Raw genomic sequence first — 11,609 nt, forward strand, 5'->3', positions numbered from 1 at the left:
AGGAGTATAAACATGGATCCGATGCTGTTGGCTGCACTTGAAACCTATTACACCGAAAGCCGTGAATTATTAGAAGGTATGGAGCTGGATTTACTCGAGCTTGAAGCGGGTAATCATCAAGATTTAAACGAAAGACTCAATGCTATCTTCCGTGCTGCGCATACGGTTAAAGGCTCGGCAGGTATTTTTAATCTTGATGCGATTGTCCACTTTACACATAAAGTAGAAAACCTACTTGACCAGTTACGCTCAGAGCAATTGGTCTTGACTGGTGAAGTGATCAGTCTGTTGTTTCGCTGTCGTGATCATATGCTAACTCTGCTCGATGAAGCGCAATTTGAGCAGCAGCATCACGCGGATAACCAGCAAATCAGTGAAACACTGATTGAACAATTAAACGCGTTTCTTGGTGAGCAACCAGACGTGAAAACCAGTGAGGCACCAATCAAAGACAGCGCTCCACTTACGGTAGAGGCTCAGCGTTTTCTATGGGTAAAGTTTCCGCAAAGTGCTTTACAGGATGGGATGGATCCGCTGTCCTTTTTTGCTTATTTAGCCAAATTAGGCCAAATCGAACAGATTATTTTCGATGACAGTAGCTTACCCCAAGAGTGGACAGACTTTGACTCAGAAAATTGTTACTTGAGTTGGCAAATAGCGCTCAATAGTGATGCTCAAGATGAGGAAATTTTAGCGGTTTTCGAATTTATTCGGGACGAAGGCGAGGTGTATTTATTTTCCGCCAATCAGTGTACTCCGGCCTTACTTGATGAGTTACAACAGAAAGGTATGCACAATCTTGAGCATTTTCAAGCCTGTGGCTTACAACTGGATCTCATGTCTGAGCCGTTGATTGACGCTGAGTCACCGATTGAAGTGCAAGAAGACTCCGATCAATCCATCACTCAAGCTAAGCCAGTTAAATCGGACGCTGCCGTGGCAAAATCAGCGGCGAATGAAACGGTAAATCGCGAACAAAAAAGCTTGCGTGTTGATGCAGAAAAGCTTGACACGTTAATTAACTTGATTGGAGAGTTGGTCACCGCTGGAGCGGGCTGCGCTTTACAAGCCAGCAGTCATGCCGATAGCGCAATGCAAGAATCGGTCTCTCGGCTCAATGGCCTATTAGAAGAAGTCAGAGATGCGGCATTAAAGTTAAGAATGGTACCGATTGGCAATACGTTTATCCGTTTTCAAAGGGTCGTACGCGATGTTGCTAAAGAGTTAGGTAAAGAGATCCAACTTGATATTCATGGCGGAGATACTGAGCTTGATAAATCGGTGGTCGAGAAAATCGGTGACCCGCTGATGCACCTGATTCGTAATGCCATGGATCATGGCATTGAAATGCCTGAGAAAAGGCGAGAGCAAGGCAAAAATCACTCAGGACAAATCACCTTAAATGCCTACCATGATTCAGGCAACATCGTATTGGAAATTATCGATGATGGTAAAGGACTTGATGCTGAAAAACTGCGTTTAAAAGCCATTGAAAAAGGGTTGATTGATGAGCACTCGGTATTGACCCGAGATGAAATGTATCAATTGATTTTTGAACCGGGCTTTTCAATGGCACAAGAGGTTTCCAACCTATCGGGTCGAGGGGTTGGTATGGATGTGGTGCGTCGAAACATCAATGAATTACGTGGTCGAGTAGAAATAGAAAGTGAGTTGTCGATTGGTACCACAGTACGTCTGATTCTGCCATTAACCCTCGCGATCATCGATGGATTTTTAATTGAAGTCGGTGATGAAGAGTTTGTTGTACCTCTTGATGCCGTTAAAGAGTGCGTTGAGCTGCATCATCCAGTGACCAAACAAGGGGTAAAAGTCAGCAGTCACCTTAATTTGCGTGGCAGCGTTTTACCACTGATTGATTTACGCAAACAGTTCAACTTAAACAAGCAAGCGCCTCGTCGGCAAAATGTGGTTGTTGTACAAACCGGTGGGCAAATGGCTGGATTGGTGGTTGACCGATTATTGGGCGAGTTACAAACCGTTATTAAACCGCTCGGACCTATTTTTGAGAATATCCAAGGGATCAGTGGCTCTACGATTTTAGGGAATGGGGATATTGCCTTGATTTTAGATATTCCTGGTTTAACGCAGCAAATGATTCAACAAGAATCACAACAATTTGCGCTGCATTAATATTTACAGCGCACAAGGTATCAGATTAAGCGCATAACGCGCGTCACCGCTATAAGGAATCTGGCAATGTTTAAGGATCTATCAGTAAAAATTAAGCTCAGCCTACTCATTGGTTTGTTAGGTGTGTTATTAATCGGTGTTGGTTCGGCTGGCTTATACGGCATGAGCAAAATGGTTGATGGATTGAGAAGTGTTTATCTTGACCGAACCATTCCGATTGGTCAGCTAAATGATATTAAAGTTCGTTTTTTACAAAACCGGATTGCGATGGCATTTGCTCAGTTGTATCCCGATGATGAGAATATCAACGCTCAAGTCAAGAACGTAGAAGATAACTTAAAAGTAATTGATCAAATCTGGTCTCGATACATCACGACGACGTTAACCGAGGAAGAAGCTCGCTTGGTCAATCAGTTTCAGCGCGACAATAAAATCTTTATTGAGCAAGCCATTGAACCAACCTTGGTTGCATTAAGAATGGGGGATATTTCAACCGCCACCTCATTGGCATTGGAAAGAGTTCGACCTTTATATCCCCCCGTTGCTCAGTCTTTGGATCTATTGGTTGATTTGCAAATTCAAGAAGCAGCAGCGGAATATAATAGAGAAAGCACATTGTATGAAACGCTACGTTTGGTCTCCATCTCTTCGATAGCGGTTGGACTGATTTTGGCTTTCAGTTTCGGAATTGCTTTAATTCGGGGAATTTGTGGCCCATTAGAAAAAGCGGTCCATCTATCTCAAGAGTTGGCAAAGGGCAACTTAACCACCAAGTTAGAAGCAACCAGTAAAGATGAAATGGGGCGTCTGCTCGATTCCATGCAGCAAATGGTTCGTAAGCTATCTAGTATTGTCGGTGAGGTGAATGGGGCAAGTAACGCATTAGCCTCAGCGTCAGAGCAAGTCTCTGCGACGGCGCAAAACTTAAGTCAGGGTGCGAGTGAACAAGCGGCGAGTGTTGAAGAAACGACCTCTTCAATTGAAGAAATGTCAGCCTCTATTGCCCAAAATACCGAAAATGCCAAAGTAACCAACGGGATTGCCAGTAAAGCGGCTTTAGAAGCCCAAGAAGGCGGCAACGCGGTAGGTAAGACGGTTGCGGCGATGAAATCAATAGCAGAAAAAATTAGTATTATCGACGACATCGCTTATCAAACCAACTTGCTGGCTTTGAATGCAGCGATTGAAGCGGCTCGGGCTGGTGACCATGGTAAAGGATTTGCTGTTGTGGCGGCAGAAGTAAGAAAACTGGCTGAGCGTAGCCAAGTGGCTTCGCAAGAGATTGGTGAAGTGGCGAAAAATAGTGTCGCGTTGGCAGAGCAAGCTGGAAGTTTGTTAGAAGAAATCGTCCCTTCGATACAAAAGACCGCTGATTTGGTACAAGAAATCAACGCGGCATCTATGGAGCAAGCTACAGGTGCATCACAAATCAATCAAGCGATGGAACAACTCAACAGTGTTACTCAACAAAGTGCATCAGCATCCGAAGAGTTAGCCTCAACGTCCGAAGAAATGAGTAGCCAAGCTCAGCAGTTACAACAATTGATGACCTTCTTTAAGACCGATGAGCGACAAGTGAAATTGGCGAGTAAAAAACAGCAACCCTCCGCCAAAGCATCGCCTGAAGCATCAAGAGTCACTCAAGACGATGATGATTCGGACTATGTACGTTTTTAGGAGAATCGTATGATGGGACAGTTAGCGACACCCAACTTGGCAACCAGTATCAATGATCAGCAATATTTAACTTTTCTGTTGAACGGAGAGATGTATGCGTTTGCGATACTTAATGTCAAAGAGATCCTCGAATACGGAAAAGTAACCCCGATCCCTCGTATGCCTAAATTCATTCAAGGGGTGATCAACTTACGTGGTGAAGTGGTTCCAGTGATTAATTTGGCACATCGCTTTCAAATTGAGGCTCGCGCGATCACGAAACGAACCTGTATTGTCATTATTGAAGTCGATACCGATGATCAGCGCCAAGATTTAGGGGTGCTGGTGGATAGCGTGTCAGAGGTGATTGATATTCCGATGAGCGATATTCGTGCTGCGCCGGCTTTTAGTTGCCAGATACGGACAGACTTTATCCGCGCGATGGCTCAGTTACAGGATAACTTTGTTATCATTTTAGCCGAAGATAAAGTGTTATCAGTTGATGAGCTTGCTATGGTTGATAAAGTAGCCAAGGAGCTCGGTAAGAGCTAAGAGGTGTAGTATGGCTTTTCTTGAATCTGTGTATACAGAATGTCAGCCACAGCTATCGGACGAGACATTCATTCGTTACCAACGTTGGTTATATGAAAAAGCGGGGATTTCCCTTAACGTAACAAAAAAATCTTTGGTCATTGGTCGACTTAATGTTCGTTTACATCAACTTGGCTTAAAAAGCTTTGATGCTTATTTTGATTTTTTTGCTTTAGCACCTGATAGTGCTGATAAAAAAGCAGAGCAACAGGTGGTGATTGATTTACTCACCACCAATGAAACGTACTTTTTTCGCGAAGAGGCACATTTCACTTTCGTACAACAAGAGGTGATCCCCAACTATTATCCCCAAACACTGCGTTGCTGGAGTGCGGCAAGCTCATCAGGGGAAGAAGCTTACTCTCTGGCGATGCTATTAATGGATAACAATCCACGACCTTGGCAGATAGTAGCGACCGACATCAACAGCCGAGTTCTCGCACAAGCGAGTAGCGGAATTTATCCCTTATCTCGCAGTAGTAATATTCCGTTGCACTATTTACAAAAATATTGCCGTAAAGGCGTCGGTGCGAAAGCCAATACATTCAAAGTGATTCGTTCTTTACGTGATCGGGTCACTTTTCAGCAGGCTAATTTGCAAGAGAGCTTGGCTCGATTTGGACATTTTGATCTGATTTTTCTGCGTAACGTGATGATTTATTTTGATGCAGCGTCGAAACAAAGAGTGATTGATAATATCCAGCGTCAGCTTAATCCTGGTGGTTACCTGTTGATTGGTCATGCAGAAACGTTGCAGTCGATTAAAGCGCCATTAAAGTTAATCAGTCCGTCGATTTATCAAAAACTATAAGAAATCAAGATGATAGTGGTTAACTACACTTTAACGTTGATGATTGCTCTCCTCCTTTGCCTCAATAGGGAAGGTTAATGACAAATAAGAAAATACAAGTCCTGATTGTTGATGATTCAGCGGTCGTCAGGCAAGTGCTTAGCCAAATATTAGTTGAGCAACCAGATATCGATTTGCTTCCTGCGGCGGCAGACCCATTATTTGCCATGAAACGGATGGAAAAAAACTGGCCCGATGTGATTATTTTGGATGTCGAAATGCCACGTATGGATGGCATTACCTTCTTGAAGAAAATCATGGCTGAGCGACCAACACCGGTGATTATCTGTTCAACATTAACCGAAAAAGGCGCTCAAGTGACCTTAGAGGCATTACAAGCTGGTGCTGTTACGATCATTACTAAACCCAAAATGGGCTTAAAAGATTTTTTAGAAGATAGCGCAAATCAAGTGCTGCAAGCGGTAAGAGGGGCCGCGAAGGCGAAAGTTAAAAATTTGTTCAATGCTTCAGCATCTCACTCTGACAAATCATTATCCACGGAACATAAATTTCAGACTCAGCCAGCAGCTTCATTACCGATCAATTCATTATTGAGCAGTGAAAAAATCGTCGTCATCGGCACTTCGACAGGCGGAACACAAGCCTTGGAATACGTTTTAACCCATTTACCGAAACACGCGCCGGGGATTGTGATTGTCCAACATATGCCTGAAAAGTTTACCGCAATGTTTGCTGAGCGCCTCAATTCATTGAGTCAGATGACGGTCAGTGAAGCCAAAAGTGGCGATCGAGTGCTGCCTGGTATCGCATTGATTGCTCCTGGAGGAAAACACACTAAGTTGTTGCGCAGTGGTGCTCAATACAAAGTCGAGGTGTTTGATGGACCTTTAGTCAATCGACATAAACCGGCTGTCGATGTGTTGTTTCGTTCCGCAGCTCAGCAGGCCGGAAGCAATGTACTCGGGATCATCATGACTGGCATGGGCGATGATGGAGCCAGAGGGTTAAAAGCGATGTTTGACCATGGTGCGTCAACCGTCGCGCAAGATGAAGCCAGTTGTGTCGTCTTTGGTATGCCGAAAGAGGCGATTGCCCTTGGTGCGGTGCAGACTATTTGTCCTTTATCCGCCATTCCTAAACAAATTCTGCGTTTTACTCAGCACATCAAGTGATCGTGCTTCCTCGGGGCTGTTGCCATAATTTCATCGTTATCGAACCTCATGAGGCGTAATTGACTCGCCATCGACTAACAACGTCAGTCTTTTGAGGCTTATTATCTCTGTCCGCGTTGGCTATCTTTACATTGTTTACGCTTATAATCGCAGCCAGAGCAGATTTTCATTGAAAATACAGTTGATAATGAGAGCCTTTATCAATAACATGTCAGCATTCTCATGTGGTAATTGATGACAACGATGAATTTAACCAAACCTAGCCTAATCTTATTTTCAGCGCTAAGCGTGTTAGCGGCGCATGCCAGTGTGCTGGATGATGCAAAAACAATCCAAAAAACCACCAATCGCGCTTCAGCGGTGAGTCAGCAGAACGTCGATAAAAGTGCAGAAGCAACCTTATCTCTTCAAGCGGACATTGAGCGATTAAATGAAGAAGTGAAAAATTTAACCATTTATCGTGATCATTTACTCTCGCTAGTAGCCAGTCAGGAAAGTGAAATGACGAGTTTAGATGAGCAGATCATTGAGGTTCATCAGACTCGTCAGGGGATTGTGCCTTTGATGTATCAAATGATCGATGGTTTAGATGTTTTAATCAGTGAAGATAAACCCTTACGTCTTTCCGCTCGCCAAGAGCGCCTTGAGCGACTCAAAGAGTTAATGCCACGCTCCGATGTGAGTGATGCTGAGAAATATCGCCGAATTCTTGAAGCGTATCAAATCGAGATGGATTACGGCACGAAATTAGGGGTTTACCAAGATCGAATCACCTTAGCTGATAAAGACACGATTGAGGCGGACATTCTTTACGTTGGCCGAGTTTCATTATTGGCTCGCAATCGTAATGGTTCACGCTATTGGTCTTGGGACCAAAAGCAAGGGCAGTGGCAAGCATTATCGATTAAATCGAAAGGGGATATTGATACCGCCTATCAATTGGCTTATCAGCAAATCGCCCCAACGCTGCTTTACCTACCGGTTTCTCTTACTCCTGCGGAGGCAAAATAATGATCACTAAGCATGGCCTTGCAGCATTGAGTTTAAGCCTACTATTACTTCACCCAGTTCATGCAAGTAGCGGTTTGACCGAACAGGCACAAAATGAGAGTCGAGTACAACGCAGTCATAATGTTCAGCGTGAAGCAACATTTCAAAAAACGGAACAGCAATTACGCGATGAAAAAAAGGCTCTGATGGCGCAAAGAGATCGCTTACAAGCAGAAGCCGATAAGCTGTCTACCCGTTTTAGCCAAAATGAAAATAGTCTTGCTCGTCTAGAAGAAAAGCTGCGTTTAGAAACCGGCAGTTTAGGTGAAATTTTTGGTGTCGTTCGACAAAACGGAAAAGAGTTACAAGCGACACTAAGTGATTCTGTAACGGGTGTTGATCGTCAACACTATGCCCCTGTGGTTGATCAGATTGTCGCGGCCCAATCCTTACCTTCGATGAAGCAATTGATTGGTTTATGGCAGGCAATGCAAGAGCAAGTGATTGCCAGTGGCGAAATTAGCACGAATACGATTGCTTTTATTGATGGTGAAGGCAGAACTCAACAAGTGGATGCAGTTCGACTTGGTGCGATGGCTTTAGTCACTGAGCAAGGTTATGTCAGTTGGAATAATCGCCGTCAAGACGCGGTAGCTTATCAACAGCAGCCCGCTCAAGGTGCGCGTTTCTCTTCATTAACCGATCTTAAACAAGGAGAAATGCAATCGCTGGTATTGGATCCTTCACAAGGTCTTCTATTTGAACAGCTTGCGTTAACTCCAACATTAAAGCAACGCCTTGATGCCGGTGGCGTGATCGGCAATATCATCTTGGTATTACTCGCGATTGGTTTAGGAATTGCGGTTTATCGAGGCATTGTATTAGCGATGGCTCGACAACGTATTCAACAACAACTTAAGCAATCTGAGCCAAACAGTAATAACCCATTAGGCCGAGTGTTATCGGTTTATGACAAAGAGCAAAATCGCAGTGTTGAAGCACTAGAACTGCGTTTACTTGAGGCGGTGGTTGATGAGCAAGCTGGTTTAGAAAAAGGACTGTCAATGCTGAAGCTTTTTGCTGCCTTAGCACCGATGCTTGGACTCCTTGGTACCGTTACCGGAATGATTGAGACTTTCCAAGTAATCACTCAATTTGGTAATGGCGATCCTAAAGTCATGGCGGGAGGGATCTCGATGGCGCTGGTGACGACAGTATTGGGTCTAGTCGCAGCAATGCCTCTATTGCTGGCTCATAATATCTTAAGCTCTCAAGCAGAAACGATTCGTACCATCTTAGAGAAGCAAGGGATTGGGCTTGTTGCTGAGCAAGCAGAACGTGAGTCTCTAACGGCGAATTCCAAAAAAGCCGTCAATCACGCAGCGGCGTAAGGGATGAACATGAATCAAGCAGATGGGTTATTTTCATTGCAAAAGCTCTTTCTGCCCCTTTCCGAGTTTATGGCTCAGGGTGGAACAGTACTCTGGTGGTTGGCCGCGGTGGTCGCGGTCTGCTGGTTGCTAGTGATAGAACGGATAATGTACTTATTATTTACCTTTCCTAAGCAGCGTAAGCAGTGGATTGAACAATGGCATGCGCGTGACGATCATCATTCATGGCATGCGCAAGCGATTCGTTCTGGATGGTTGGGTCAAGCACACATTCAACTCACTCAATACCTTAATTTAATTAAAGTGTTGGTGGCTATTTTTCCGATGTTGGGTTTACTGGGTACGGTCACTGGGATGATTTCGGTGTTTGATGTGATGGCGACTCAAGGCAGCAGTAATCCCAAATTGATGGCATCGGGAATCTCTTTGGCGACGATTCCGACCATGGCTGGCATGGTCGCTGCTTTAGCGGGGATGTTTGTTTATGCTCGGTTGGCGAAAACGTGCCGTTTATATGAATTGAAGTTAGAAAAATCCTTAAGGAGTCAGCGATGAGACTGGGCCGACGTTCGTCCAATCAAGATGAAGCACAAATCGATTTAACCTCGATGTTGGATATTGTGTTTATTATGTTGATTTTCTTTATCGTAACCAGCTCATTTGTCCGTGAATCTGGTGTTGAGGTGAATCGTCCATCCGCCTCAAATGTGACAGCACAAAAAGATGCGGGTATTTTTGTTGCCATTACCTCAGCAAACGATATTTATATCGATAAAAGACAAATTGATGTTGAAAGAGTGCAGGCGACATTAGAGCACTTATTACTTGAGCAGCCAGAGGCTGCCTTAGTGATTCAAGCTGATGAGCATGCTTACAATGGAACCGTTGTCAAAGTGATGGATGCGGCGAAAGGCGCGGGCGTGAAAAGCATTGCATTGGCGGCGGAGAAGCGCTGATGCTACGTTTATTGCTGGCTACGCCTTTTGCGGCTTTGATTTCAGTGAGCTTATTTTCATTCATGGCTTGGATGATCAATAACGATGGCTTGCGCTCACCGACGCAAAATAACTCACTGAGCTTTACCATGGTAATGGTTGAGCAAGAGCAAGAGGTGCAGCGCCGACAACGCGCTGTGCCTGAACAGCCTAAAGCGCCACAGCCTCCGCCACAATCTCCAGTGTCTAAGCAACAGAGTTCAGTGACCAATACGTTAACCTCAACATCGGTTCCCACACTTGGGCTTGATACGGCGATTAACGGCATTGCGATCAATGTGCCTACTCTTGGTGATTTTGGGGCTAATCAGCAGGCTTTGCCACTGTATCGTGTTGAACCCAATTATCCAGCACGTGCTTTAAAACGTAATGTTGAAGGCTATGTTCTACTGCGTTTTACGATTGATGAAACCGGCCGCCCAACGGATATTGAGGTGGTGGACGCCAATCCGCGGCGAATGTTTGAGCGTGAAGCGATGCAAGCCTTACGGAGTTGGAAATATCAGCCTAAATTGCTGGATGGGCATGCGGTTTCTCAACCCGGTCAAACGATTAAATTGGAGTTTAAGTTAACCAAATGATCAGACGATGGATAGTTTACTTATTGCTGATTGGTTCTACTTCTTCTTTTGCGGTAGAACTCAGCCCTTATGCGGCGAATAAAGCGCTGCAAGCGAATCAACTCGCTCAAGAAGAGCGTTTTGCCGAAGCGATCGAACTATTAAGAGAAACCAAAGTAAGCCGAGGATACGATAAAGCGTATTTTGACCGTATGCTGGGGGTTTTTTATTGGCAAAATGAGCAGCTTTCTTTGGCGATACGTTCGTTGACGGAGGCGGTGAATAGTGGTGAGTTGGTTGATGAGCAAGGCTGGGCAACTCGTCGAATGTTGGCTGATTTATTACTTATGGATCAACAATATCAATCCGCCTTACCGCATTACTATCAACTCGTAAAAGCAGTGATCAAAGACGGTAATGAAAAGCAAACCACTACCGAATTATGGTTAAGGATTAGCCAAGTTCATTATCAATTGCAGCAATGGGCCAAGACATTATCGTCGATTGATCGCTATGAGCAACTAACGTCAATCGATGAGGTGACACCACTATCTCTGAAACTTGGTGCTCAACTGCAGCTCGAACGATGGCAGCCAGCGATTTTAACCTTAAAGCGCTTGATTGCTTTAGAAAGTGACAAGAGCAGTTGGTGGCTACAATTGGTGAGTTTGGAGTTACGTACCGGACAACCGAAAGAAGCCTTGAGTAGCTTGGGCTTAGCCAAGTTACACGGCATTGAGCTCAATCAGCAAGAGTTAAGATTGCTTGCTCAACTGTACGCCCAAAACGGAATTCCTGAGCGAGCGGCTCAAATTCTTGGTTCAATAGAGAATGCTGACAGTGATCTTGATTTGATCACCGAGCGAGCTTCTTATTGGCAACGAGCCAAAGAGTGGGATAGGGCGATTGAAACTTGGTCTTTAGCCGCGCAATTTGACGCTAAGTACTATTGGAACGTCTCATTACTTTATAATCAGCAAGGCGAATATCGACAAGCTTTAAGCGCACTGGATAAAGTCACTGATAAAGCGCGTCAACCTGAGGTCGCTTTAGCCCGTGCCCGTGCCCTGTATAAGTTAAATCGACTCGATGATGCGTTAGCTCAAGCCAAAAGAGCTCAACATTTACAACCTTCCAATAATGAAGCTCAAGGCTGGATTAACTATTTAACCCAGTTGCGTGAAATTAACTCAAGGCCCCAAGCCTCTTAAGCTTCTACTGATCTTATCACTACTTTGCTCTCCATCTATTCTACCGTGAGTGTCATTGGATTTTATGATGAGCTTTAGGTT

11 protein-coding genes are annotated in these 11,609 nt (G+C 44.5%); all 11 read left to right on the forward strand.

The features are described from left to right. Positions 1-12: 12 nt before the first annotated feature. The gene (locus VIB_RS06805) at positions 13-2,151 is read left to right on the forward strand and encodes a chemotaxis protein CheA (RefSeq protein ID WP_004395229.1); all 2,139 of its coding nucleotides are present in this window, start codon (positions 13-15) and stop codon (positions 2,149-2,151) included. 66 nt (positions 2,152-2,217) lie between these two features. Further along, entirely contained in the window at positions 2,218-3,828 is a 1,611-nt protein-coding gene (locus VIB_RS06810; protein ID WP_004395230.1) for a methyl-accepting chemotaxis protein, read from the forward strand. Positions 3,829-3,837: 9 nt separating this feature from the next. Next, complete coding sequence (locus VIB_RS06815) at positions 3,838-4,359, forward strand: chemotaxis protein CheW (protein WP_110166926.1); 522 nt, start codon at positions 3,838-3,840, stop codon at positions 4,357-4,359. A 10-nt stretch (positions 4,360-4,369) separates the two neighbouring features. Further along, positions 4,370-5,209, forward strand: coding sequence for a CheR family methyltransferase (locus tag VIB_RS06820; protein WP_004395232.1), 840 nt, complete (start codon positions 4,370-4,372; stop codon positions 5,207-5,209). A 77-nt stretch (positions 5,210-5,286) separates the two neighbouring features. Continuing rightward, the gene (locus VIB_RS06825; RefSeq protein ID WP_004395233.1) at positions 5,287-6,381 is read left to right on the forward strand and encodes a protein-glutamate methylesterase/protein-glutamine glutaminase; all 1,095 of its coding nucleotides are present in this window, start codon (positions 5,287-5,289) and stop codon (positions 6,379-6,381) included. 243 nt (positions 6,382-6,624) lie between these two features. Next, entirely contained in the window at positions 6,625-7,392 is a 768-nt protein-coding gene (locus VIB_RS06830; RefSeq protein ID WP_040904287.1) for a DUF3450 domain-containing protein, read from the forward strand. Beyond that, complete coding sequence (locus tag VIB_RS06835; protein WP_004395235.1) at positions 7,392-8,762, forward strand: MotA/TolQ/ExbB proton channel family protein; 1,371 nt, start codon at positions 7,392-7,394, stop codon at positions 8,760-8,762. The genes VIB_RS06830 and VIB_RS06835 overlap by 1 nt, the downstream gene beginning before the upstream one ends. A 9-nt stretch (positions 8,763-8,771) precedes the next feature. Then, positions 8,772-9,317 carry a MotA/TolQ/ExbB proton channel family protein gene (locus tag VIB_RS06840; RefSeq protein ID WP_040904289.1) on the forward strand — a complete coding sequence of 182 codons (546 nt, stop codon included), beginning with the start codon at positions 8,772-8,774 and terminating at the stop codon, positions 9,315-9,317. Continuing rightward, positions 9,314-9,718, forward strand: coding sequence for an ExbD/TolR family protein (locus VIB_RS06845; protein WP_004395236.1), 405 nt, complete (start codon positions 9,314-9,316; stop codon positions 9,716-9,718). Before VIB_RS06840 ends, VIB_RS06845 begins: the two co-directional genes overlap by 4 nt. Then, entirely contained in the window at positions 9,718-10,338 is a 621-nt protein-coding gene (locus VIB_RS06850; protein ID WP_004395237.1) for an energy transducer TonB, read from the forward strand. Before VIB_RS06845 ends, VIB_RS06850 begins: the two co-directional genes overlap by 1 nt. Then, positions 10,335-11,528, forward strand: coding sequence for a tetratricopeptide repeat protein (locus VIB_RS06855; protein ID WP_004395238.1), 1,194 nt, complete (start codon positions 10,335-10,337; stop codon positions 11,526-11,528). Before VIB_RS06850 ends, VIB_RS06855 begins: the two co-directional genes overlap by 4 nt. The last annotated feature ends 81 nt before the right edge of the window (positions 11,529-11,609 follow it).

The sequence above is a fragment of the Vibrio metschnikovii CIP 69.14 genome, from assembly GCF_000176155.1.
Classification (GTDB): domain Bacteria; phylum Pseudomonadota; class Gammaproteobacteria; order Enterobacterales; family Vibrionaceae; genus Vibrio; species Vibrio metschnikovii.

Coding starts and splice junctions, on each gene's coding strand:
- VIB_RS06805 (WP_004395229.1), top strand. CDS start 13: ATGGATCCGATGCTGTTGGCTGCACTTGAAACCTATTACACCGAAAGC.
- VIB_RS06810 (WP_004395230.1), top strand. CDS start 2,218: ATGTTTAAGGATCTATCAGTAAAAATTAAGCTCAGCCTACTCATTGGT.
- VIB_RS06815 (WP_110166926.1), top strand. CDS start 3,838: ATGATGGGACAGTTAGCGACACCCAACTTGGCAACCAGTATCAATGAT.
- VIB_RS06820 (WP_004395232.1), top strand. CDS start 4,370: ATGGCTTTTCTTGAATCTGTGTATACAGAATGTCAGCCACAGCTATCG.
- VIB_RS06825 (WP_004395233.1), top strand. CDS start 5,287: ATGACAAATAAGAAAATACAAGTCCTGATTGTTGATGATTCAGCGGTC.
- VIB_RS06830 (WP_040904287.1), top strand. CDS start 6,625: ATGAATTTAACCAAACCTAGCCTAATCTTATTTTCAGCGCTAAGCGTG.
- VIB_RS06835 (WP_004395235.1), top strand. CDS start 7,392: ATGATCACTAAGCATGGCCTTGCAGCATTGAGTTTAAGCCTACTATTA.
- VIB_RS06840 (WP_040904289.1), top strand. CDS start 8,772: ATGAATCAAGCAGATGGGTTATTTTCATTGCAAAAGCTCTTTCTGCCC.
- VIB_RS06845 (WP_004395236.1), top strand. CDS start 9,314: ATGAGACTGGGCCGACGTTCGTCCAATCAAGATGAAGCACAAATCGAT.
- VIB_RS06850 (WP_004395237.1), top strand. CDS start 9,718: ATGCTACGTTTATTGCTGGCTACGCCTTTTGCGGCTTTGATTTCAGTG.
- VIB_RS06855 (WP_004395238.1), top strand. CDS start 10,335: ATGATCAGACGATGGATAGTTTACTTATTGCTGATTGGTTCTACTTCT.